The sequence below is a fragment of the Mucilaginibacter aquatilis genome (assembly GCF_009755275.1).
In the GTDB taxonomy this organism is placed as follows: Bacteria; Bacteroidota; Bacteroidia; order Sphingobacteriales; family Sphingobacteriaceae; genus Mucilaginibacter; species Mucilaginibacter aquatilis.
Map to the genome: position 1 here is coordinate 84,187 of NZ_WQLA01000002.1, position 22,800 is coordinate 106,986.

Below are 22,800 nucleotides of genomic sequence, written 5' to 3' on the forward strand. Positions count from 1 at the left end.
CGCAACCTGTATATAAAAGCATGAAGATATTGATGATATGCCTTGGCAACATTTGCCGCTCACCATTGGCAGAGGGCATTATGCAGCATCTTGTACAGCAGCGAGGGCTTGATTGGACGGTTGACTCGGCCGGAACCGGCAGCTGGCATGTTGGGCAATGCCCTGATTACCGGTCTGTAAGGGTTGCAAAAAGTTACGGAGTAGATATAAGCAAGCAGGTTTGTCGCCAATTTAACGTAAGCGATTTTGACACCTTCGACCTGTTGCTTGCCATGGATAAAAACAATTTAAACGATGTTTTAAGCCTTGCACGTAATGACCTGGATAAGGCAAAGGTGCGCTTGTTATTAAACAAGCAGGAGGTGCCCGACCCTTACTATGATGACAACTCGTTTGACCCTGTTTACAAGCTGGTAGAGGACGGTTGTAAGAAAATAATTGAAGAATATAGTTAACAAAAAACGCCGGTTAAATAACCGGCGTTTTTGTTTAAAAATTTATTTAGCTAATCCTGCTTCGGCAAGTAATAACAGCAAGGCACGTTGTGTTGCCTGGTATCCTTTATCATCTAAAAACCATTCGCCCAAGGCGTGCGCTCCGCCCGATTTACCTCCGCTACCAATGGTTACTGCGGGGATCCCTTTTGAGATTGGTATGTTGGCATTAGTTGAACTTACTGCCAACATGGGCGATGCTCCAAAATAGCTGGTTGCAGCAATTGCGCGCTGCACAAAGGGAATTGTTGCATCCTCAACGCCCGATGGCCGGTCTCCGGTCATTTTTATGTCTAATGTGAGGTCTGCACCACGCATCTTCATTGCATTTTCTTCATTTAAGGCTCTTTTTACAGCGGCTTGTAAAAGCTTATCAATTGCAGCCACCCTTGCCGGGTCTTCTGAGCGCATATCAACATCCATCCATGATTCAAATGGAATTGAGTTAACCGATGTACCGCCCCCAAATACGCCAACGTTATAAGTTAAGCGGGCGCCGGGCTGCCTAACCAGTTTATCAGCATCAGTTATCCAGTAATGAATTGCCCGGGCCAGCGCATTATGTGGATTTGCCATGCCAAAGGCACCTGATGAGTGTCCACCCGGCCCTTTATAAGTAATGCGGTAACGGTGCGATCCTAAGCCTCGATGAACAATGCCATCCATACCTGTACCATCCACCGCAATATAGGTATCAATTTTACCAGGGCCTTTGTCACTGAACAGATTTTTCACCCCGCGTAAATCGCCTGGTCCTTCCTCACCAACAGCACCTATAAACAGTACATCAGCCTCAGTTTCTAAGCTGTTTTTCTCCATGGCTTTAAGTACCGTAAGTACTACGGCTAATGCGCGCGTATCATCAGCAATGCCGGGAGCATATAGTGTATCGGCCTTATGCTTCACCTTAACATCTGTACCTTCAGGGAAAACAGTGTCTAGGTGGCCTTCCAGTACAACTACCTTTTTACCGGTTTTGCCCTTTCGCCTGGCTATCACATTTCCAACGTTATCAATCCAAACCGAGTCGGCTCCTGCCATTTTTAGCAGTTGGGCATACTTCTTTGCACGTTCCATTTCTTTAAAAGGAGGTGCAGGTATTTCCGTTAGCAGTATATGATCTTTAAGCGTTTCGGGTTGCAAGTCAACTATGGTTTGAAATGCTTTTTTCACAAGCAGCTTACCCGCAATATCATTAATTTGCCTGGTGTAGGTTTTAGTTGCAACGGCTGTATTGGGCTTTTGCGTTTCTTCTTCCTGTGCAAATAGGCATTGACTGCTGAATGTTGCAGCTATTAAAAACATGGTTTTAAGTAAGTGTTTCTTCATGCATGGAGTGGTTGCGTACTGTTACTGTATTGAAAAGTATAAATTAAAAAATCAAAAAGCAGCTTTATAATAACATTGTTATGTTTTTACCGCCAACAGGCCGGTAAACTGTTAACTTTGAATTTTTACTTATGCACGGAATTGTAACCAAATCAACAGGCAGCTGGTACCAGGTGCAAACGGCCGATGGCAAACGCTATGACTGCCGTATAAAAGGAAAATTCCGTATTAAAGGGCTTACTACAACCAACCCGGTTGCCGTTGGTGATAAGGTAGACTTTGACCTTGAACCTGATCAGGATCAAGGCGTTATTACCAAACTTTATGATCGTAGTAATTACATTATCCGTAAATCAATTAACCTTAGCAAGCAAGCACAAATAATTGCGGCCAATCTTGATCAGGCTTTTTTGGTGGTTACCCTGGCGTCGCCACGTACGTCACTGGGCTTTATTGATCGATTTTTAGTTACTGCCGAAGCATATGACATACCAGCATCACTGGTTTTTAACAAGCTGGATATGTTCAGTGACGAGGGCCTGGAAATTTTGGCTGAGTATAAAGCCATGTACGAAAACTTAGGCTACCCCTGCCACCAGGTTTCGGCACTTGAAGGTACTAACATACAACACTTAACCAGCCTGCTTAAAGATAAAATCACTCTCTTTTCGGGCCACTCGGGTGTTGGTAAATCAAGCTTAATGAATGCCATACTCCCTGATTTGCAGTTGCGCACAACTGAAATATCAGACTGGAGCGACAAGGGTATGCACACTACAACTTTTGCCGAAATGTATGACCTGCCCGGAGGCGGAAACATCATTGACACCCCGGGTATACGCGAGTTAGGCATCATAGACATTGAACAACAAGAGCTTAGTCACTTTTTTCCCGAGATGCGGCAGCGCATGCATGATTGCCGCTTTAACAATTGCCGCCACATAAATGAGCCGGGCTGTGCAGTTTTAGAAGCTTTAGAAAACGGCGAGATTGAACCTTCAAGATACGAGAGCTATTTAAGCATATATCATGGCAATGATACCCGTAGCTAAGATCAGCACAGGTTAATCGCACACTTAAGTTTTATAGCATTGATTTTGCCTGTAATAAGCGTTTTACGGCCTTTAGCTCCCAAAGTCAAGCTCTACATCATCTGTAACGGCATATCCGGTACAAGTGAGTATCCAGCCCTGGCTTAGCTCAGCATCTGTAAGCACTTCGTTTTTAACAACAGTTACCTTACCGCGGGTACATTTTACAGCACATGCCGCACACACACCCGCGCCACAGCTGTATGGCAAATGCAGGTTATTTTGCAGGGCAGCCTGTAGTACGGTTTGATTTTCGCCCTGTTGCAAATCATGCAGTTTGCCTTGAAAGTTTATCCGCAGCTTTTGAGGCGCAAACGTAATGCCCGAGGTGCTTACCGGCACCGTTTCAAGTACATAGTTTTCCTTGTGAATTTTTTCGGCATCCACGCCCATGTAAAGCAGCGTTAGGCGCACCATACGCATATAAGCAAACGGACCGCACAGGTAATAATCAATTTCGGTAAAGCCTTGTGGCAAGTATTGTTTTACCAGTTTTTCAACTACCAGATTGTTAAGTCGTTTCCCTTCATCACTTATTAGGTTAACTACCGTCAATTGGCTTGGGTAACGTTCACTTAACTCATTCAGCTCGTTTTTAAAAATGACCGATTGCTGCGTTAAGTTACTATACACAACAATGATACGACTTGAAGGCTGATGATTTAAAACGTATTTGATGTGCGCATAAACAGGAGAAATGCCACTGCCAGCCGCAAAGTAAAAAAGTGTTTTCCCCTGTAAATTATCAGGCAGTACAAAGCGGCCGGCCGGTTCAACAGCATTCCAAACGTCGCCCGGCTTGCTGTAAGTATGCAAGTAGCGTGTTATTTCGCCGTTTGGAATGCGTTTAATGGTTATAGAAAGCAGTTCTTCATCAGGCGATGAACTGAGAGAGTAAGATCTCCGTATCTCCTCGCCATGATGATTAACAACCAGCGTTATAAATTGGCCCGCCTTGTAGTTTACCTTGTTGCCCGATACATTGCTTAAATAAAATGTGCGGGTATCAGGTGTTTCCTGCTTTATATGCTCAACCTTAAGCTGCATTGTTAAACGGTTATTACCAGTTTACCAAATTGAGACGAGCTACCCATTTTCTCTACCGCCTGCTGCGTTTGTGTCAATGGAAATACCTCATCAACTACCGGAACAATTTTGTGCGTGTTAATGAATTCAAGCATATTGCTAAAATCATCGGGCGAGCCCATCATGGTACCTAATAGTTGTATTTGCTTGGAGAATAGCGTACGCGGATTAAGCTCAGGTATTGATCCTGCAGTTGCACCAAAAAACACAATGCGCGCTCCCGGATTACTTAGCTCGGGTATTTTAGCAAAATCTTTACCCAGGGCACTGTCAATTACTACGTCGAACCCACCGCACATATGCTTCAACTCTTCGGCCCAGTCTTGCGCTTTATAGTTTACACCTGCCGCAGCACCCAATTGCCGGGCGCGTTCAATTTTTTCGCCCGAGCCAGAGGTAACAAATACCTGGCAACCAGCCGCAACGGCAAATTGCACCGCGTACGTACCCGTACCGGCACCGGCTCCAACAACCAATACTTTGCTACCGGCTGTTATACCGCCCTTGGTAAACAATGCACGGTACGCCGTTAAACCTGCTAAAGGTATGGCTGCAGCATGTTCAAAGGTAAGGTGAGCCGGCTTAGGATGAAGATATTCAACATTCACCCGTACATATTCTGCAAGTGTTCCATCATCAGGCAGACCTAATATTTTAAAATCCGCTCCCTGGTATTGATCATCGTTACCCCAGTTATGTCCGGGATTAATAATTACTTCTTTGTTGAGCCATTGCCTGCCGGCTTCGTCTGCAGCCTCAACCACTACGCCTGCACCGTCTGACCCTAATATGGTTGGGTACTTGATGCCTGCATATTTACCTATAGTTATCCAGTAATCACGACGGTTCAGTGCCGCCGCTTTTATTTGTACTAAAACCTCGTTTTGTTTTAAAACCGGCTTTTCAACGTCTTTATATGCCAAAGGCTCATCAGGCCCCGTTAATACCATTGCTTTCATAAAATTTAAACTTCGGCCAAGTTTTATACCCTGTTACCAATAAACAGCGCAATGCCGAGGCCGGCTGTTAAATTAACTTTTAAAGTGCTTATAAGTTTGGGGCATTACTGTCGCCTGGCCCATAAATGGGCCCTACGTTAAAAAGTTCCCCTTTAACCAAACAGTAAGCCAAATACCTCTTCAATACGGCTTACCGCTTTAATTTCAATTTTATAGTGTGATAAGTCCAACTGATTTTTGTCGGCCTTACCTGATGGTAAGTTATATTTTGATATAAATATTTGCTCAAAGCCTAGTTTTTGTGCTTCGGCAATACGTTGCTCAACACGGTTTACAGCACGTACTTCTCCTGAAAGACCCAGCTCTGCCGCAAAACAGGTTTTTGAGGATATAGGCATATCTTCATGTGAAGAAATAATGGCCGCAGCCAAACCCAGATCAATAGCAGGATCTTCCACCTTAATGCCACCCGTGATATTTAAGAAAACATCCTGCGTGCCTAAGCGAAAACCACAACGCTTTTCCAGCACTGCCAACAACATGTTCATACGGCGCGTATCAAAGCCCGTAGCCGAACGTTGAGGCGTACCATAAGCCGATGTGCTCACCAAGGCCTGCGTTTCAATAAGCATGGGCCTTAAGCCCTCTAGTGTTACACTAATGGTTATGCCGCTTAAAGCCTCATCGCGCTGCGAAAGCAATATTTCTGATGGATTTGATACCTCACGTAAGCCGGCACCCTTCATTTCGTAAATACCCAGCTCCGAGGCTGAGCCAAAACGGTTTTTAATAGCGCGCAAAATTCGGTATACATGATGCCTGTCTCCCTCAAATTGCAGCACAGTATCAACCATATGTTCGAGTATTTTAGGGCCAGCTATCATACCGTCTTTGGTAATGTGGCCTATCAGGAAAACAGGGGTTGAGCTTTCTTTGGCAAACCTTAGCAGTTCAGCTGTACACTCGCGCACCTGCGATACACTGCCCGGCGTGCTTTCAATATGCGCAGAGTAAAGCGTTTGTATCGAATCCACAATCACCATATCAGGCTGTAATTGCTCTATCTGCTTAAAAATATTTTGAGTTGAGGTTTCGGTAAGCACAAAGCAACCTGTGCCGCTGTATCCGCTTATTCCCCCTTCAGGGGGCAGGGGGGTAATCCGTTCCGCCCTCATTTTAATTTGCCGGTCGCTCTCCTCGCCCGATACGTAAAGTATTTTAGCTGCAGGCATACTCAACGCCAGTTGCAGCATCAGTGTTGATTTACCGATACCCGGCTCGCCGCCGATGAGTACCAGTGAACCAGGAACAATGCCACCACCTAAAACACGGTTAAGTTCTTTATCAGGAGTATAAATGCGGTGTTCTTCGGTAAACGTAATGCTTGATACAGGCACGGCTTTGTTTGCGCGCTGCATAGAGGTTGAGCCACTGCCGGGTGCCTTCCAATCAGGAATAGCTGCATTAGGCTTTTCAATTACTTCCTCTACAAAAGTATTCCATTGCTGGCAGGCCGGGCATTTACCCAACCATTTTGGCGATTCGTAGCCACAGCTTTGGCAAAAATATGCTGATTTGGTTTTAGCCATTTTTTCTGATTTCGGAAGTCGAATGTTCGATTTCGGGTTTACTTGTAAAGGTATAAATTTACTAATAATATTAGCTTAAAAGATAATGGCTTAAACAAGAAAAGGCTTCAATATGAAGCCTTTTCTTGTTTTCTGAAATCCGAAATCGAACGACCGGCTTTCGAACTTATAATTTAATTTCCTCATCCTTGGCGTTCATAAAGCGGAACTCCGTGATTTGGTAAGAAGGGTTACTTTTTACTTTAATCCATTGTCCGTACTTGAAGTACCATTTCATTTGGCGGCTTACAATGCCCTTTTTAATATAAGCTTCAATGTACGGGTGTACACAAAGCGTAATACCTTTTTCGTTTTGTTCTACCAGAATGTAATTGAAGTTATTTTCAATATCATCCATCAGCAAAACGGTTGGCCTTATGGTGCCAGTACCATGACAGCTAGGGCAAACCTCGCTGGTTACAATATTCATTTCGGGCCTTACACGCTGACGTGTAATTTGCACCAAACCAAATTTGCTTGGCGGCAAAATGGTATGCTTGGCCCTATCGTGCGACATTTGCTCGCGCAGGTAGTCAAACAAATCTTTGCGGTTGGTTGGCTTGTGCATGTCAATAAAATCAACAACCACAATACCGCCCATATCGCGCAAGCGCAGCTGGCGGGCGATTTCGCGCGCAGCCTCTTTGTTTACCTGCAGGGCATTGTCTTCCTGGTTTTCTTTGTTAGCCGTGCGGTTACCGCTGTTTACGTCAATAACGTGCAGGGCTTCAGTGTGTTCTATTACCAGATAAGCTCCACCGGCCAGATTTACGGTTTTACCGAAGGCCGATTTAATTTGCTTTTCAATGCCGTAATGCTCAAATATAGGGTCGCGGTGCTTATGCAGGCGAACAATGCTCTCTAAATCAGGCGATATTTCATGCACGTATGATTTTACTTCCTCAAATATTGAGTTTTCATTTACGTATATGTGCTGAAAATCGGCGTTCAATATATCGCGCAACAAGGTTGATGTGCGGTCTATTTCGCCTAATACCTTTTTTGAAGGCTCTGTTGCGGGTAAACGCGTCATGAAAGATTCCCACTTTGATATTAAATCAAGCAGGTCTTTTTGCATTTCGGTTACACCCTTACCCTCTGATACGGTACGGATAATTACTCCAAAGTTTGCCGGTTTAATACCTTCTACAATTTTGCGCAGGCGCGTACGCTCTGTATTACTCTTTATCTTTTTTGAGATAGAGATTACATCAGAAAACGGCACCAGCACTACATAGCGGCCGGCAATTGACAGGTCGGAACTCAGCCTCGGGCCCTTTGTTGATATAGGCTCTTTGGCAATTTGCACCGGTATAAGCTGGTTTTTAGTTAACACCTCGGATATTTTACCCGCTTTATTAATATCGGCTTCCAGCTTTAAATCATCTAATAACTTGGTTTGGTAACTACCCCCACGTACCTGTTTGGTTAATTTGAGCAGGCTTTGCACCTGCGGACCTAAATCCAGGTAGTGCAAAAAAGCATCCTTCTCGTATCCAACATCAATAAAGGCAGCATTAAGCCCGGGCATAATTTTTTTAACACGGCCCAGGTAAATGTCACCAACAGTATAATTGTTAGTTATTTGCTCTTTATGAAGTTCAACGAGTTGTTTATCCTGTAACAGGGCAATAGTTGCCCCGTTAGGGGATGAATCGATAATTAATTCTTTTACCAACTGCTACTCCATTTCTTCAAATTGCGGCTAAAAAGCCGCGTACAATATGAGGATAAAAACTTCAATAAAAAAATTGCCTGCCACTACCTTTAAGCAGCCGCAGGCAAACCACCGTAGTAACGGCTTATTTCTTTTTATGTCTGTTTTTTCTTAAACGTTTTTTACGTTTGTGAGTAGCCATTTTATGTCTTTTACGTTTTTTACCGCTTGGCATAATAATAATTTTTTAAAGGGTTAATTTTTTAATTCGTTAATATAGTTGTCAATGGTTTGGCCCATGGTCGGGTCGCCCATTAATTCCTTACATTTAAGGTAAGCCTCAATGGCTTCTTTTTTACGGCCCAGCTGCTTATAGCTTTCGGCCAGGTAAAAGTAAGGCTCAACCTTACTTCTTTGCGCACTTTCGGGCATTGCCACCATTTTACTAAAGCGGTCAACTGCTTTTTGGTACTGGCCCGATTTCATGGCAAACTGACCCAAGTTCAGGTTAGCTTTCCAGTTGTCAGGCTCTTTGGCTACTACATCAAGCAACAAGGTAATACCTTGCATTGGGCTTCCGCCTTCAGCATCAGTAATACCCAGGCTGGTTTGGTTTACATAAGCTATACCTAAGCCGGTTTGTGCTTCCAGGTCGGCCGGTTTAATTGCTTTTGCTGCTTTAAATGCTTCAATAGCATTTTTAACCATTGCCGGTTGTACTGCAGTATCTTGGGTAAACTTGTAGGCATCGTTAAAACGGTTACCTGCGTTTACCCAGTTTTCAAAGCTGTTATTGCTTTGAGCGAGTGCCTTATAATAAAAAGCAGCAGGAGCTTGCTGATGTGCAGCATCCCATGCTTTAGCCAGTTCTAATTGTAATTTTTGTTTTTGCGCCGGAGCCGAGGCTTTTACAAGCTCGGCTTCCATTGCAGTAATTTTTTCAGAAGCTTCGCCGCCAATGGCAGCTTTGGCAGGTTGCGATACGGTAGTTACATCAACCACGGCAGTTTCATGATCATGATCATGATCATGGCCTTCATGCTCGTCCTGTCCGGCTTTGCCCGGCGCGGTGCGTTCTTCTTTTGGCTTAATTAACCCTTTTACGGGCTGCGCATACAAATAGCCCATAACCGCAATAACGGCCACCATTGTAACTATTTGTTTTGCTTTCATATACTTAATGTATTAAGCTTTTGCTGTTTTAGTTTTGTTGCCTGTTTTTACTTTTTCAACAAATGTTTTTGCTGGTTTGAAGCTGGGCACAAAGTGCTCAGGTATAATGATAGCTGTATTTTTTGAAATGTTACGTGCAGTTTTCTTAGCTCTCTTTTTAACAACAAAGCTACCGAAGCCTCTAACATATACATTTTCGCCACTTACCATTGACGATTTAACTACTTTAAAAAACGCCTCAACAGTTTCCTGAACATCAACTTTCTCAATCCCGGTCTTAGTTGATATTTCAGCTATAATTTCCGCCTTAGTCATATCTGTTTTCTGTTAATAATTTTATGTAAATACTTAACTGTTTTGGGGTTGCAAAAGTATGGCTTTAATTGGAAAGTTTGAAATAAATGTGCTTTTTTTTACAATGTGTTATAACACCTATATAAACTACTACTACTAATAGCAATTGCAACTGCCTTATGCTTAATTTTGAATTTCATGAATTTTGCAAATCAACTGGTACAATGGTACCATGAAAATAAACGCGATTTACCGTGGCGCCATACAACCAACGCCTATATTATATGGCTGTCTGAGGTTATACTTCAGCAAACCCGTGTTGAACAGGGTTTACCCTACTTTAACCGCTTTTTAGCAGCCTACCCAACAGTAACTGATTTTGCCAACGCCAGTGAAGATGAGATATTAAAGCTTTGGCAGGGACTGGGCTATTACTCGCGTGGCCGCAATATGCTTAAAACAGCACGCCTTGTGCGCGATGAGTATAAAGGAAACTTTCCTGATACATACCAGGAGCTCATAAAACTTAAAGGTATTGGCGAGTATACGGCAGCTGCAATATCATCATTCGCAGCAAATGAAGCCAGGGCTGTTGTTGATGGGAACGTTTACCGCGTACTTGCCCGGTACTTTGGCATTGATGAACCTATAAACAGCACAAAAGGTAAAAAGCTTTTTCAGCAGCTTGCCGATGAAGTACTTAATAAAGAGCAACCCGGCTTACACAACCAGGCCATGATGGAATTTGGCGCAGTAATTTGCAAGCCAAAAAACCCTGCCTGTGGTATATGTATGGTGCGGTTAGGCTGCGAGGCTTTTAAAACTAACGCAACTACACAACTGCCTGTAAAGCTAAAAACGGTCAAAGTAAAAGAGCGCTTTTTTAACTATTTCTTAATAACAGATGGCAACCGTATTTTGATGAATAAACGAACAGGCAACGACATTTGGACAGGTCTTTACGATTTACCTTTAGTTGAAACACCGACGTTGCCAGAAACCCATGAAATTGTTACATTGCCACAAGTGAAGGCTTATTTTGGTCCTAAACTGGAAATTGAAGAGGCCTTTGGCTTGCAAAAACATGTACTCACGCACCAAAGGTTAATTGTACGTTTCGTTAAAGTTAAAAGCAAACCGGTGCTTTTTGAACCGGATTGGTTCTATGTTGATATAGAAAAGCTTCATAAACTCGCACTTCCCAAAATCATTTTTAAATTTCTAACTAATTTTTTTAAATTTGAAAACAATTCTCTTTTTTCTAACTAAAACATGTCTGGAATAAATAAAGTAATTTTAGTAGGGCACTTAGGCAAGGATCCCGAGATACGTTACCTGGAGGGCAATGTATCGGTTGTTAGCTTTCCGCTGGCTACCTCGGAGACCTTTAGTAAGGACGGACGCAAAATTGAACAAACGGAGTGGCACAATATAGTAATGTGGCGTGGATTGGCCGATGTTGCTGCTAAGTATTTGCAAAAAGGCAAATTGGTTTACATTGAAGGTAAGTTACGTACCCGCTCATTTGAAGACAAAACAGGCATTAAAAAATACACAACAGAGATTGTTGCCGAAAACTTTACGCTGCTAGGCCGTAAAAGCGACTTTGACAATGAAAACCGCCAGGCTGTACGCACTGAAGATGCTGATGCCGGTTATGACCATAACAGCGAGGCTGATAACCTGCCGTTTTAAATTTCACGATATTTTATAGTAAGCTTCTTGTATTGCAAGGGGCTTTTTTTGTACCTTTTTGTCAGCTTAAGTACATAAATTAAGTTGTAGCGGCGGCCTGCCGAACTTTTAAAATCTGTTTGTGTTGTTATAAAAAAACACAAACAAAATGTCTGCAACAGAAAAATCATTAACTTATAAAATTGGTGGCGATATTGAGATTAACCGTTTGGGTTACGGTGCCATGCAACTTACCGGCAACGGCGTATTTGGCGAGGTAAGCGATAGAGATAATGCTATTGAAGTACTGAAAACAGCTGTAGAAAGCGGCGTAAACTTCATTGATACAGCCGAAGCTTATGGCCCTAAATTTAACGAAAGCCTTATTGCCGATGCCTTGCATCCGTATAAACAAGGATTGGTAATTGCTACCAAGGGTGGCTTCAACCGCCCCGGCCCTAACCAGTGGGTGCCAAATGGCAATGCCGAATACATAAAGTCAAACATTGAAGGCAGCCTGGAACGTTTGATGGTTGATACTATTGACCTATGGCAATTACACCGCATTGACCCCAATGTTGATGTTGAGGAAACCTTAAAGCCGGTAATGGAAGCTGTTGATGCGGGTAAGATTAAATACGTTGGCCTTTCGGAGGTTGATGTTGAGCAAATTGAGCGCGTACGCAAACTGCTTCCAATTGTATCGGTACAAAACCTGTACAACCTGGGCGAGCGTAAGTGGGAAGATGTACTTGATTACACCGCAGAGCAAGGCCTGGCGTTTATACCATGGTACCCACTTGCATCAGGCCCCGATAAAATGGCAGAAAGAATACAGCATATTGCTCAAAAACATGAAGCAACCACAGCGCAAATTGCATTGGCATGGCTGCTAAGGCGTTCTGACAATATATTGCTTATCCCGGGTACAAAATCTGTAACCCACCTGCATGAAAACCTCGCCGCCGCAAACATCACCTTAAGTGATGATGAGTTTGAAGCTTTATCAAAGCAATAGTTAAAAAATACCTGTTAATATTAAAGGCCATTGCTAAGCAATGGCCTTTTTATGTTCATTAATACTATCAAAAGTCAACACTTTAAGTTATAGCATAAAATCACCGGAATCGGGTATTGTGAACAACTGCGGCATGCTACATTTTTGCAATTAAGTTAATAGTGTTCCTAAATAGAAGTAGTAGATCCCTTTAGGAGTAATAGCATGTTAACAACAGGTATAGGAGCACAGATAGCAGCGAGTGTTTATCATGTGCTTCTTTTTTTTTGCCCGTTTAAATCATCAAGCTTCCCTTTATTTTTTTGATTAGCGCATTAATTTGCACTACTTTGCCACCTTAACGTATCAGAAATCTCTGATTGAATACTATTTGTTATGACTTACTGCTTAGGCATTAAAGTGAAAGAGGGGCTGGTTGCCATTGCCGATACACGCATTACCTCAGGTACAGATGTTACCATCAAGAAGAAATTAACCACGCTGCAAAAACCCGATTGCTCATTGTTTATCATGACCAGCGGGCTTCGCTCTGTACGCGATAAAGCTATTGTTTATTTTGACGAACTGCTGGAGGGCAATATTGATGAATACAACAAGCTTTACAAAGTAGTGAATGCCTTTGGCGAGCAGGTTAAACGTGTAGGCGAGGAAGACCGGGAAACACTGGAAAAATCGGGCTTTAAGTTTAACCTCAATACCATAATTGGCGGTCAAATGAAAGATGATGAAGAGCATAAGCTGTTTTTGCTTTACCCCGAGGGTAACTGGGTTGAACTGGGTAACGGGGCACCCTACGTTATTATTGGTAACGCCGCACAGGGCAAAGCCATACTTAACCGCATACTTAATGAGAATACCAGCATGAAACTGGCCCTAAAAGCCGGCTTCCTTTCTTTTGATTCTACACGCATAAGTGCTGCTGATGTTGATTTTCCTATTGATGTTGCTTTGTATAAAAACGGTAGCTTTGACATGGTTGAACAGCACTACGAACAAAACGATCTTGCAGCAGTATCGGCCAGGTGGGATAAGGAATTAAAAACAGCGCTTAAAAACATACCAAACCAATGGATGGATACCGTGTTGGAGAAAATGAGCAAAACATCAAAAAAACGAAAGAAAGCATGAAGCTAAGGGTTGCCGGCACATTGGGCTACGAGGTTATTACACCAACAACGTTTATTTTAAACATACATGCCCTGCGTACCCCGGCCCAGGCGGTACTTGAAGAAAACTTTACAGTTGAGCCATATTTTAAGTTTGAAGAACTGGCACCCCAACATAATGAAAGCCGCTTTATACGCCTTGAAGTGCCCGAGCCGGCGAAGGTTAATATCAGCTACAGCGCAATAATTGATACCTCGTTTAAGCAAACACCTTGTAACCAGCTAAACCATGTGCCTGTTGCTGCTATGGATGCTTCGGTATTGCCATACCTGTTTCCAAGCCGCTATTGCCAGTCAGACAAATTGTACCGCTTTGCGCATAGCAAATTTGGTAAAATTGATAATGCCTTTGAAAAGGTATTAACCCTTACCAACTGGATACATGATAATGTTGAGTACTTAAGCGGCTCAACAAATTCACAAACCTCGGCTTATGATACGGTTGCCGAGCTTGCCGGTGTATGCCGCGACTTTGCGCACCTGGGCATAACCCTTTGTCGCGCACTCGATATTCCGGCAAGGTATTTTACCGGTTATGCCTACCAGCTTAACCCACCGGATTTTCATGCGTGCTTTGAAGCCTTTATTGGCAACGAGTGGATAATATTTGACGCTACGCGACTTGTACCGCTTAATGGCTTGGTTAAAATAGCAACAGGGCGTGATGCTGCAGACGCCGCCATTGCCAGCATATTTGGCGAGGTTAACTTTATGGGAATATCAGCATCATGCCAATTGGCCGATGATAACTTTGAGCCCGTATTTTACAACGGAAATGATAGCCATGGCCTAACCTATCTTTAATTCGCTGCCATCCACTTTTCCATGCTTTCAACCTGCTGTGCATTGGCCGCAACCCATGCTGCTGCTCTTTTATCATTTGCCTGACTAATGTAAAAGGCAAATGCCTGCATATGCGGAGATTGACTGAGCTTATAATATGTTAAAGCAAACTGCGTACGGAAATAACGATTACCCGATTGCTTTTGCGCAAGGGCACCTACAGCAGTAAAAACAGCTTTAAGCTGATCGGAAAACTTTTCGGCATATTTGTATGGCTTTTTACTTTCTACCCCGGCAACAGCACTTGTTATAGCCTGGTTCAATGCCAATGCTTCTGCACCTGGCTGCGGTGCTTTTTGCCCCGGTTCAGTTTTTAAAACGCCTCCTTGAATTATACTTTGAATATTACTGTAGGCCTCATCAGCCCGGCTTCCTTTAGGGTCGAGGTATAAAAAATTGCAAAGGCTCAACAACGCGGGAGCTCGTTCATTTTGATGAAAAGTTACCAGGCCGTATAATCTTAAACTGGCAGGCTGCCTCGCATTCAATCTTAGAGCATTTACGGCACGTTGTTCTGCCTCCACATATTGCTTATTCCTGAAATAGGTTAAACCCAGGCCGTAATTTAAATCATAGCTTGCCGAATCTAATTCAATAGCTGTTTTGTAAGCACTTATTGCTTTGGCGGCCTGCCCAATACGGTCATAAATCCCCGCCATTAGCGTATAAGAACTCAATAGCACAGGCGCCGTTGGGGCGGCGTTAACCACATCTTGTAAATAAGGTAAAGCTTCGGCTCCCCTGCCTGCGGTATTTAAAGCAAACGCCAGCTGATACTTTGCTGTAACGTTAGCCGGGTCGACAGCCAGGGCCGCTTTGTATTTTTCAATGGCAGCCGCATAGTTTTTGCTTTTCTGCAGGTCGGAGGCCTCCCTAAGCAAATCGGGCACATTTTGGGCTGCTGCAAAAAAGGCTGGCAGCAGCAACAACAGCAACAGGCTATTTCTGAGTGATTTAATCATTTTCCACTAAGCTAACATTCAACATCTTTTGTAAAATCAAGGATAAGGTTATAACTATTAAGGCACTTCTTACCGTATAAGTACGCATTGATCGCTGAAATTAAAATAAGTTAAAAATTTATCACTTAAGCAATTTTTATGAAAAACACCGACCTTACAGCCAGAACGTCTGTTGCAATCTCGGTTTCGGAAGCTATCAGGCGCACAACCAACTGGCGCGAATTTATGAACGTGAATTTGCAGGGTACCAATGAAAACATGGTGCCAAAGGCCGTTTACATGTCTCGCGCTGATATTTTGGCTATGGCCGATGCCTTAAAAGATCCATCTGTAGTGGGCGCGCGTGCTTATTTCAGCTTAGACAGCACTGAAGCCGAAGCTGAAAAGAATGTTGTTACCTTTTGCATGGTAATGGTAAGATCATGCGAAGACAAGCGATGCGGCAAAGATGTTATATATTTGCCTAACAGCACCGACGGTGAAAACGGCAGTATTGACGATTCAGGTATATATGACTATACAAGGCCATGCCCTGATTTTTGCGACATCGATAGTCCGTTGTACCGCGGTGAGCACCCTTAACTATTGATTTTTGTTTATGAAGGCTTTCTGGCTTTTTTTTATGACTTACGTTGTGCCTGCGAGCACACTATTACCTTTAGGAGCCGGACTGCTTTACTATAAACAAATTAACAAACCACTGCGCACGCTGCTTTTATACCTGGGCATGGCCCTTATAATGAATATTATAGGTATAACCCTGGCTAGCTTTAAAATAAACAACTTGCCGGGCCTGCATGTGTACACCATATTAGAGGTGGTAACCTTAATGTGGTATTTTAAACATGCTTTTGAAAGTGAGCGTGCAAATAAATGGATTAACGTAATTTTAATAGCGTTCCCGCTGCTTTGTATTGTTAATTTCTCATTTTTTCAGAGCATCTACGAGTTCAATACCTACACAAGGCCGCTGGGGGCGCTCTTTGTAATTGTAGCAAGCATACTTTACCTTGCCGTTCAAAGCGATTTTAAGCGCACCGACCTTATAACTACATCGGGTAGGATTGTTGCCGCCGGCTTTCTCATATACTTCTGCAGTTCGTTATTCCAGTTTATTTTTTCAAACGTGGTAAGCCATCATGTATCTAAAGATGTAAAGAAAACAATATGGATTTTGCATGCCATCCTGGTTGTAATTATGTACCTGTTTTTTTTGGCTGCTATATTAAATGAACGAAGTAAGCGACAACATTGAGGTACTGGTTATAACAGCAATGATGTGTTCATTCACCATTGTTGTTTGCTTTTTAATTGTTTTGAATCGCAAGCAGCTTGATGCGCTGCGCCAAAAGAAAGCCAACCAGGCAAAAAGTGTATTTCTGGCCACCATGAGTCATGAAATACGCACACCAATGAACGGCGTGCTTGGCATGGCAGCCCTGCTTAAAGAAACCGAACTTACCACCGAGCAGCGCGAATTTACCCAATCCATTATTCAAAGCGGTGAAGCATTATTAAGCGTTATTAATGATATACTCGATTTCTCCAAAATAGAATCGGGGCGGATGGAGATTGATTTGCACGAATTTAATCTTCGCACCTGCATTGAAGACGCGCTTGACCTGTTTGCAGCAAAGCTTTCCAAACTACCGGTTGAGCTGTTTTATGAAATGGACGATACAGTACCCGAACTTATTGTAGCTGATAGCTCACGCTTGCGGCAAGTATTGGTAAACCTGGTTGGCAATGCTGTAAAGTTTACCCGGGAGGGCCAAATTATGCTGACGGTAACACAGGGGCAGCAACAGGAAGAAAGGCCACAACTAAAATTTAGTGTAAGCGATACCGGAATTGGTATTGCTACCGAAAACCTACCCAAGCTTTTTGAAGAATTTACCCAAGCCAATGCTGCTACCTACCGCAAGTACGGTGGGTCTGGGCTTGGCTTGCTCATCAGCAAAAAACTGGTGCAGCTTATGGGTGGTGAAATTACAGTGGTAAGTGAGCCAAACGTTGGTTCATGTTTCAGTTTCAGTATTGAGTATCAATTTACACGCAAGCTTGATAAAGCCATTGACCTTACAGTATTAAACGGTAAAAGCGTGCAGGTTATTTATCCTAATCAACAATTTAATAAGGCTTTAAGTCAACGTTTAATGAAGTGCGGTCTCAATGTTATATCCGCATTAAGTGTCGCACAAGCTCAAAGCGACCTTTACAGCGCTCCTAATATTGACTTATTCATCATTGATTATTCGCTTCTGCAACCTGATCAAATTAAGCTAGCTGCATTAGTTAACGCACGACACCCACATGCCGCGGTCATATTGCTTAGTAAAGCAGGTTTTGAAATCCTTTCCAATCAGCACTATCCTGTTTTTGGTGTTTTAACGCTACCCGTTAAGCAAAACCATCTAATACGCGAACTGCTCAAAGCTTTTAAACAAACGCATTTAGATGCTGGCATTAGTAAGTCAGATGCCTTGTTAAAAGAAGAATTTGCCGCTCTGCACCCTTTAAGCATTCTAGTAGCCGAAGACAACCAAATGAATCAGTTGGTTATTTTAAAGGTGCTTAAACGCCTTGGCTACTCACCTATCCTGGCCTGTAACGGAAAAGAGACTGTTGATGCATTGGCCCAAACGCATTATGATGTTGTATTGATGGACGTGCAAATGCCGGAGATGGATGGGCTTGAAGCAACGCGGTATATACGTAAGCACCACAGGCACCAACCGCATATTGTTGCCATGACGGCCAATGCAATGGTTGAAGACAGGCAGGAATGCTATGATGCCGGTATGAATAACTTTTTAACCAAGCCCATAAAGCTGGAAGCGCTGATGTCGGTATTAGAGAATATTCCGGTTTAGACTATTAATAGTCTCCGGTTGATAGCATAACCAGCGTACAGGCCGATAGTGTTTCAATTCCGCGTTCACGGGCCAGACTGCGCAATTCGGGATTTTCCGTACCCGGATTAAATATGATACGCTTTGGGTTGGTAGCCAATATGTAATCATATAATGGCGGTTGATTTTGAGGACCAACGTACAAAGTTATCGTATCAATATCTGCATGTATCTCTTCTGCCTTTTCAATGGCAACACCAGCTACTTCCCCTTTTTTTATACCCACGTTTACTATGGGGTGCCCGGTGCGCACCAGCCTGTTGGCGGCAAGGTAGGCGTAACGGCTAGAGTCGGGCGTGGCTCCTAATATGAGTGTTTTCTTTTGGCTAGTAAGCATGGTTAATACGGTTTAATAATGCAATTTGGCCGGCGTGATAAACCTGGTGCTCAATAAGCCCATAAACCAAGTCTTTATACGTAGTAACGGGTTCGCCCATATTGCGTTTATCGTTAATTAAATCATTCCATTTCTCATCAGGAAATGCCTGCAATGTTTTAATTAAATTGCTGTTGGCTTCATCTAAATCAATAACCAATTGCTGCCAGTTTTGTTCAGATGCTTCTCCCGGTTCCGGCCAGTCGCCACGCTGAGGTAACTGCGCCTCATTACCTTTTAACCGGCTGATGGTTTCCTCTGTCCAGGTGGTCATATGCAGTACAATGTGAGCAATACTATGCACCGAGCCATGCGGCTTGTTGAAGGCCGCCATCCAGCTACCCTCGGTTACAATAGTACTAATGGGCGTACCGTACCAGGGCTGGCCAACAAAAACGGTTTCTAATTGGTGCTGCAGTTTACCGGCAATATTCATATTCTTAATAAGCAAATGTGGTGTTACATTACACCAACTGTTATACAGGCAAAATAATAAAACAATAAGCTCTTTAATAACTTTCCTATCTTTATAAATAAACCTATCCTAAACATGGAATTTCTGTATACCGTTCTTATCATCTTCATTATATACCTCATAATTTCGCAAAAGCGCGCTTACGAATTAAAAATTGAGCAGCTCCATTTTCAGGTAGTAGAATTACAGCGTTTAATTAAACAACTTATAGACCGGCCTTATACCCCACCCCCGGTTCCTGAAATAAAACCTGAAGTTAAGGCGCCAGAGCCCGTGCCCGTGCCTGCACCTCAACCTAAGCCTCAGGTTCCGGAAACGCCGATATTTCCGCAGACAACACCTCAGGAAATTTACAAACCGAAGGAGGAAAGCATACCTGCGCCTCGCATTGAGCCACCTGTTTACCAAGAACCAAAACCTCAGCCGCCCGTTGCAGAGCCGCGTATACCCAAACCATCCTTTTTTGAACGCCACCCCGATCTTGAAAAATTTATTGGCGAAAACCTCATCAACAAAATTGGCATTGCCATATTGGTTTTAGCTATTGGCTACTTTGTAAAATATGCTATTGACAATAATTGGGTTGGCCCGGTAGGCCGCGTTGGAATTGGCGTATTGTGCGGTGCAATACTTGTAGGCATTGCGCATAGGCTACGCAACACTTTTAAATCATTTAGCTCGGTGCTTGTAGGCGGAGGCCTGGCGGTATTTTACTTTACTATAACGCTGGCTTACCATCAGTTTCACCTCTTTAACCAAACGGCAGCATTCATCATTCTTATTATAATTACCGTTTTTGCCGTAGTACTATCTCTATTATACAACCGGCAGGAACTGGCTGTTATTGCGCTGGTGGGCGGTTTAGCCAGCCCGTTTATGGTTAGCAATGGCAGCGGCAACTATCATGCGCTGTTCATTTACCTTATTATATTAAACGCCGGGCTACTCGCCATTGCCTATTACAAGCTTTGGCGTATACTTAACATTGTATCATTTGCCCTAACCGTTATTATTTGCAGCGCTGTATTGTTAGCCATGCCTGCTACAGTTTACGTTGCTGCATTTTGGTATTGCACTGTTTTGTATCTAATGTTTTTTGCAATAAACGTTGCTAACAACATTAAAGAAAACAAAGCCTTCATAGGGGTTGATTTCAGCATTTTGCTAATCAATACTTCCTTGTACTTTGCTGCCGGGCTGTACTTGCTTACTGCTATGCAACACGCAGAACTGCGCGGCTTATTCTCGGCAAGCCTTGCAGTTATGAATCTTGCGCTATCGTTTATATTATTTAAACTGCGTAAAACCGATAGCAATGTGCTTTACCTGCTTATTGGCATTACGTTAACCTTTATTTCGCTTACAGCCCCTATACAGTTGCACGGACATTATATTACTATGTTTTGGGCTGCCGAAACCGTATTGTTGTATTGGCTGTACCTAAAATCTGGCATCAAGCTTATGCGGCTAACCTCAATCATTTTGTGGGGAGCTATGCTCATTAGCCTGTTGCTGGATTGGTCTCTTTTATATTCATCACCACTGCTTACCTTGAATGTAATTGCTAATAAAGGCTTTATTACTACACTGGTTACAGCTTTGGGCTCATACGGGGTAAGCATATTTATGGCCAAAGATGATCATCCCGAGATTTACAGCTTGCGCCTAAATCACAACCACTTCAAGTACGCGGCAATTATACTATTGTTTATGAGCGGCCTGCTTGAAATTAACCACCAGTTTTTAAACAGATATGGTAACACATCGCTAAACACTACATACCTTATGCTTTATGTGCCAGCCTTTGCTTGTTTGTTATACCTGGTATTGAGAAAGGCCGCCTTTGTTAGTTTAAGCAAGGCGGTATGGTTTATAATATTTACGGTTGCTATTGTAGTGTACTTGCTAAACATACCATCTTACTTTTACACCCAAGCCGATTTGTTGGTACATCACCGTGCATCGCGGCTACATTTTGCGGCTCATTGGGTAAGCGCTGTTATCATCGGCATGATGTTTTACAGGCTTACAACATCTATTAGTGAGACGTTGAAAGAAAGCGCTATCACTGCTGCCACATGGTTAATGCCTGCTGCTATAACGCTGTTTTTAAGTTTCGAGGTGTGTTTGTTAAGCAACAGCATATTTTACTCACCGGCTACAACAATTAGCCATATTGAAACAATTTATATTAAAACCGGGCTGCCTGTATTGTGGGGACTTATTTCTTTTGCACTGATGTGGCTGGGTATGCGACATAAACTGCGTAGCCTGCGTGTTATATCACTTACGCTGTTTTCAATTACATTGCTCAAGCTGTTTATTTTTGATATACGCAATATACCGCCTGCGGGCAAAATAGCTGCCTTTTTCTGTTTGGGCGTATTGCTGCTCATTATTTCATTTATGTATCAAAAAGTTAAAAAGATCATTGCCGACGATAATGAAACACCTACAAGTTAAAGTATATGCCTGGCTACTGCTGCTGTTACTAAATGCTTTTGCCGCAATGGCCCAGCAACAACATAAGTATAAAGCCAAGCTGGCCACTATTGATACATCGCGGTTTTATACCATAGGTATTGGCCCTAATTTGATGGCACTGTGCCGTATAGATATGGCCGACATTAGGCTAAGCGATGAACGTGGCAAACCTGTACCCTATATAACAGGGAATAGTTTGCCGGTAAAGGAAGAAACTGCTTACGAAACATTACCGGCAGTAAAAAATCCCAGCCCCGATACTTTAACATGCTACATTGCCGAAAACACGGCCAAAGTAAGTATCAGGCAATTGTGGATTAAGCTTCGCAATACTGCCGTTACCCGTACTATAAACATTTTAGGAAGCGATGATTTGCAAAACTGGTTTGCTATTAAAGAGCATGTGCTTCTAGATGCATCATCAAATGCAGAAGATGGCGTTACAGAGCAATTACTCAACTTTCCGGCAAGCACTTACCGGTATATAAAAATACAGGTAAATGATAAGAAAGAAGCTCCCATATACATTTTACAGGCCGGCATTTATCTTAAACAACAAAGCAGGCCGCAATATGATCAATTGCCCAACCCCCATTTCACGCAAAAAAACAGTGCTGATACTACGTATGTAAGTATTAATTTTGATAAGCCTTACCGGGTTGATAAACTGAACTTAAAGTTCGAAGGTGCAAAGTACTACAATCGTCGCGTGCAGGTTTACAGTATTACCGGAAGAATCAGGGAATGGATTGGCGAGTTGAACCTGAGTGCAGCCAATACTGGTGATTTGCTTTTTGTAGCTAAAAGTAGAAAACTGGAGTTAGTAATTTACAACGAAGACAACCCAGCGTTAACATTACAGGCAGTAAAGGCTTACCAACTGCAACAGTCAATAGTTGCTTATTTAGAAAAGGGTGTAAAGTATACCTTACTTGCCGGTAACCCCAATGCAGTTGCCCCGCGTTACGACCTGCAATATTTCACAGATAGCATTGACCATGTGCTGCCAGCCGTGGGATATAGTGACATTACACCTTACGGTTCAATTAACAGTACTAAAAAGCCGGAAAGTACAATTCCTGTTTGGATTATTTGGGTAGCAGGTGCAGCCGCATTGCTTATACTATTACTGTTAACCTTGAAGATGACGAGGGAAATTGGTAAAGGCAATAAGTAGTT

General features: G+C 42.9%; 22 protein-coding genes. 12 read left to right on the top strand and 10 right to left on the bottom strand.

Annotated features, from left to right (window positions below; genetic code table 11):
* Window positions 1-20: 20 nt before the first annotated feature.
* The gene (locus tag GO816_RS04860; protein WP_157540239.1) at window positions 21-455 is read left to right on the top strand and encodes a low molecular weight protein-tyrosine-phosphatase; all 435 of its coding nucleotides are present in this window, start codon (window positions 21-23) and stop codon (window positions 453-455) included.
* A 42-nt stretch (window positions 456-497) separates the two neighbouring features.
* On the opposite strand, the gene GO816_RS04865 is transcribed toward GO816_RS04860, so the two are convergent.
* On the bottom strand, window positions 498-1,823 hold the full coding sequence (locus tag GO816_RS04865) for a M20/M25/M40 family metallo-hydrolase (protein ID WP_157540240.1): 1,326 nt from the start codon (window positions 1,821-1,823) through the stop codon (window positions 498-500).
* A gap of 131 nt (window positions 1,824-1,954) precedes the next feature.
* Here GO816_RS04865 and rsgA point away from each other — a divergent pair, with 131 nt between their 5' ends.
* A complete protein-coding gene (rsgA, locus tag GO816_RS04870; RefSeq protein WP_157540241.1) occupies window positions 1,955-2,875 on the top strand; it encodes a ribosome small subunit-dependent GTPase A in 921 nt (306 codons plus the stop codon).
* A gap of 72 nt (window positions 2,876-2,947) precedes the next feature.
* Here the strand turns inward: rsgA and GO816_RS04875 are convergent, their stop codons facing one another.
* The 6 genes from GO816_RS04875 to GO816_RS04900 form a co-directional block, all read right to left on the bottom strand.
* The gene (locus tag GO816_RS04875) at window positions 2,948-3,961 is read right to left on the bottom strand and encodes a ferredoxin--NADP reductase (RefSeq protein WP_157540242.1); all 1,014 of its coding nucleotides are present in this window, start codon (window positions 3,959-3,961) and stop codon (window positions 2,948-2,950) included.
* A gap of 2 nt (window positions 3,962-3,963) precedes the next feature.
* Window positions 3,964-4,959 (bottom strand): quinone oxidoreductase family protein, encoded by a 996-nt coding sequence (locus GO816_RS04880; protein ID WP_157540243.1) that lies wholly within the window; start codon window positions 4,957-4,959, stop codon window positions 3,964-3,966.
* Between the two features lie 152 nt (window positions 4,960-5,111).
* Window positions 5,112-6,548, bottom strand: coding sequence for a DNA repair protein RadA (radA, locus tag GO816_RS04885; protein ID WP_157540244.1), 1,437 nt, complete (start codon window positions 6,546-6,548; stop codon window positions 5,112-5,114).
* 166 nt (window positions 6,549-6,714) lie between these two features.
* Entirely contained in the window at window positions 6,715-8,265 is a 1,551-nt protein-coding gene (locus GO816_RS04890; RefSeq protein ID WP_157540245.1) for an Rne/Rng family ribonuclease, read from the bottom strand.
* Between the two features lie 234 nt (window positions 8,266-8,499).
* Window positions 8,500-9,417 (bottom strand): tetratricopeptide repeat protein, encoded by a 918-nt coding sequence (locus GO816_RS04895; RefSeq protein ID WP_157540246.1) that lies wholly within the window; start codon window positions 9,415-9,417, stop codon window positions 8,500-8,502.
* A 12-nt stretch (window positions 9,418-9,429) separates the two neighbouring features.
* On the bottom strand, window positions 9,430-9,732 hold the full coding sequence (locus tag GO816_RS04900) for an HU family DNA-binding protein (RefSeq protein ID WP_157540247.1): 303 nt from the start codon (window positions 9,730-9,732) through the stop codon (window positions 9,430-9,432).
* A gap of 177 nt (window positions 9,733-9,909) precedes the next feature.
* On the opposite strand from GO816_RS04900, the gene mutY reads away from it, so the two are divergent.
* The 5 genes from mutY to GO816_RS04925 all read left to right on the top strand — a co-directional run bounded on the left by mutY (window position 9,910) and on the right by GO816_RS04925 (window position 14,373).
* On the top strand, window positions 9,910-10,980 hold the full coding sequence (mutY, locus tag GO816_RS04905; protein WP_157540248.1) for an A/G-specific adenine glycosylase: 1,071 nt from the start codon (window positions 9,910-9,912) through the stop codon (window positions 10,978-10,980).
* A gap of 3 nt (window positions 10,981-10,983) precedes the next feature.
* Window positions 10,984-11,406, top strand: a complete 423-nt coding sequence (locus tag GO816_RS04910; RefSeq protein ID WP_157540249.1) for a single-stranded DNA-binding protein — start codon at window positions 10,984-10,986, stop codon at window positions 11,404-11,406.
* Between the two features lie 148 nt (window positions 11,407-11,554).
* A complete protein-coding gene (locus tag GO816_RS04915) occupies window positions 11,555-12,403 on the top strand; it encodes an aldo/keto reductase (protein ID WP_157540250.1) in 849 nt (282 codons plus the stop codon).
* Window positions 12,404-12,778: 375 nt separating this feature from the next.
* Complete coding sequence (locus GO816_RS04920; RefSeq protein WP_157540251.1) at window positions 12,779-13,531, top strand: peptidase; 753 nt, start codon at window positions 12,779-12,781, stop codon at window positions 13,529-13,531.
* The gene (locus GO816_RS04925; RefSeq protein ID WP_232336497.1) at window positions 13,471-14,373 is read left to right on the top strand and encodes a transglutaminase-like domain-containing protein; all 903 of its coding nucleotides are present in this window, start codon (window positions 13,471-13,473) and stop codon (window positions 14,371-14,373) included. The genes GO816_RS04920 and GO816_RS04925 overlap by 61 nt, the downstream gene beginning before the upstream one ends.
* On the opposite strand, the gene GO816_RS04930 is transcribed toward GO816_RS04925, so the two are convergent.
* A complete protein-coding gene (locus GO816_RS04930) occupies window positions 14,370-15,374 on the bottom strand; it encodes a tetratricopeptide repeat protein (protein WP_157540252.1) in 1,005 nt (334 codons plus the stop codon). The genes GO816_RS04925 and GO816_RS04930 overlap by 4 nt on opposite strands.
* A gap of 138 nt (window positions 15,375-15,512) precedes the next feature.
* Between GO816_RS04930 and GO816_RS04935 the strand changes: the two genes are divergently transcribed.
* Genes GO816_RS04935 through GO816_RS04945 form a run of 3 tightly spaced genes read left to right on the top strand, consistent with a single transcriptional unit; the run spans window position 15,513 to window position 18,247 of the window.
* Window positions 15,513-15,956 carry a hypothetical protein gene (locus tag GO816_RS04935; RefSeq protein WP_157540253.1) on the top strand — a complete coding sequence of 148 codons (444 nt, stop codon included), beginning with the start codon at window positions 15,513-15,515 and terminating at the stop codon, window positions 15,954-15,956.
* Window positions 15,957-15,972: 16 nt separating this feature from the next.
* The gene (locus GO816_RS04940; RefSeq protein WP_157540254.1) at window positions 15,973-16,629 is read left to right on the top strand and encodes a hypothetical protein; all 657 of its coding nucleotides are present in this window, start codon (window positions 15,973-15,975) and stop codon (window positions 16,627-16,629) included.
* Window positions 16,604-18,247, top strand: a complete 1,644-nt coding sequence (locus GO816_RS04945; RefSeq protein WP_157540255.1) for a response regulator — start codon at window positions 16,604-16,606, stop codon at window positions 18,245-18,247. Before GO816_RS04940 ends, GO816_RS04945 begins: the two co-directional genes overlap by 26 nt.
* Window positions 18,248-18,251: 4 nt before the next feature.
* Here the strand turns inward: GO816_RS04945 and GO816_RS04950 are convergent, their stop codons facing one another.
* A complete protein-coding gene (locus GO816_RS04950; protein ID WP_157540256.1) occupies window positions 18,252-18,623 on the bottom strand; it encodes a CoA-binding protein in 372 nt (123 codons plus the stop codon).
* The gene (locus GO816_RS04955; protein ID WP_157540257.1) at window positions 18,613-19,098 is read right to left on the bottom strand and encodes a DinB family protein; all 486 of its coding nucleotides are present in this window, start codon (window positions 19,096-19,098) and stop codon (window positions 18,613-18,615) included. Before GO816_RS04955 ends, GO816_RS04950 begins: the two co-directional genes overlap by 11 nt.
* A gap of 114 nt (window positions 19,099-19,212) precedes the next feature.
* Between GO816_RS04955 and GO816_RS04960 the strand changes: the two genes are divergently transcribed.
* Window positions 19,213-21,600: a DUF2339 domain-containing protein gene (locus GO816_RS04960; protein WP_157540258.1), complete on the top strand. Its 2,388-nt coding sequence runs from the start codon at window positions 19,213-19,215 to the stop codon at window positions 21,598-21,600.
* Entirely contained in the window at window positions 21,581-22,798 is a 1,218-nt protein-coding gene (locus tag GO816_RS04965) for a DUF3999 family protein (RefSeq protein ID WP_157540259.1), read from the top strand. The genes GO816_RS04960 and GO816_RS04965 overlap by 20 nt, the downstream gene beginning before the upstream one ends.
* Window positions 22,799-22,800 lie beyond the last annotated feature (2 nt).

What these genes read in the sequence shown, in the direction of transcription:
- GO816_RS04940 (WP_157540254.1), top strand. Translation starts at nt 15,973, where the DNA reads ATGAAGGCTTTCTGGCTTTTTTTTATGACTTACGTTGTGCCTGCGAGC.
- GO816_RS04925 (WP_232336497.1), top strand. Translation starts at nt 13,471, where the DNA reads ATGGATGGATACCGTGTTGGAGAAAATGAGCAAAACATCAAAAAAACG.
- GO816_RS04920 (WP_157540251.1), top strand. Translation starts at nt 12,779, where the DNA reads ATGACTTACTGCTTAGGCATTAAAGTGAAAGAGGGGCTGGTTGCCATT.
- GO816_RS04955 (WP_157540257.1), bottom strand. Translation starts at nt 19,098, where the DNA reads ATGAATATTGCCGGTAAACTGCAGCACCAATTAGAAACCGTTTTTGTT.
- mutY (WP_157540248.1), top strand. Translation starts at nt 9,910, where the DNA reads ATGAATTTTGCAAATCAACTGGTACAATGGTACCATGAAAATAAACGC.
- GO816_RS04945 (WP_157540255.1), top strand. Translation starts at nt 16,604, where the DNA reads ATGAACGAAGTAAGCGACAACATTGAGGTACTGGTTATAACAGCAATG.
- GO816_RS04950 (WP_157540256.1), bottom strand. Translation starts at nt 18,623, where the DNA reads ATGCTTACTAGCCAAAAGAAAACACTCATATTAGGAGCCACGCCCGAC.
- GO816_RS04880 (WP_157540243.1), bottom strand. Translation starts at nt 4,959, where the DNA reads ATGAAAGCAATGGTATTAACGGGGCCTGATGAGCCTTTGGCATATAAA.
- GO816_RS04935 (WP_157540253.1), top strand. Translation starts at nt 15,513, where the DNA reads ATGAAAAACACCGACCTTACAGCCAGAACGTCTGTTGCAATCTCGGTT.
- GO816_RS04960 (WP_157540258.1), top strand. Translation starts at nt 19,213, where the DNA reads ATGGAATTTCTGTATACCGTTCTTATCATCTTCATTATATACCTCATA.
- GO816_RS04915 (WP_157540250.1), top strand. Translation starts at nt 11,555, where the DNA reads ATGTCTGCAACAGAAAAATCATTAACTTATAAAATTGGTGGCGATATT.
- GO816_RS04865 (WP_157540240.1), bottom strand. Translation starts at nt 1,823, where the DNA reads ATGAAGAAACACTTACTTAAAACCATGTTTTTAATAGCTGCAACATTC.
- rsgA (WP_157540241.1), top strand. Translation starts at nt 1,955, where the DNA reads ATGCACGGAATTGTAACCAAATCAACAGGCAGCTGGTACCAGGTGCAA.
- GO816_RS04965 (WP_157540259.1), top strand. Translation starts at nt 21,581, where the DNA reads ATGAAACACCTACAAGTTAAAGTATATGCCTGGCTACTGCTGCTGTTA.
- GO816_RS04900 (WP_157540247.1), bottom strand. Translation starts at nt 9,732, where the DNA reads ATGACTAAGGCGGAAATTATAGCTGAAATATCAACTAAGACCGGGATT.
- GO816_RS04860 (WP_157540239.1), top strand. Translation starts at nt 21, where the DNA reads ATGAAGATATTGATGATATGCCTTGGCAACATTTGCCGCTCACCATTG.
- GO816_RS04930 (WP_157540252.1), bottom strand. Translation starts at nt 15,374, where the DNA reads ATGATTAAATCACTCAGAAATAGCCTGTTGCTGTTGTTGCTGCTGCCA.
- GO816_RS04910 (WP_157540249.1), top strand. Translation starts at nt 10,984, where the DNA reads ATGTCTGGAATAAATAAAGTAATTTTAGTAGGGCACTTAGGCAAGGAT.
- GO816_RS04875 (WP_157540242.1), bottom strand. Translation starts at nt 3,961, where the DNA reads ATGCAGCTTAAGGTTGAGCATATAAAGCAGGAAACACCTGATACCCGC.
- GO816_RS04895 (WP_157540246.1), bottom strand. Translation starts at nt 9,417, where the DNA reads ATGAAAGCAAAACAAATAGTTACAATGGTGGCCGTTATTGCGGTTATG.
- radA (WP_157540244.1), bottom strand. Translation starts at nt 6,548, where the DNA reads ATGGCTAAAACCAAATCAGCATATTTTTGCCAAAGCTGTGGCTACGAA.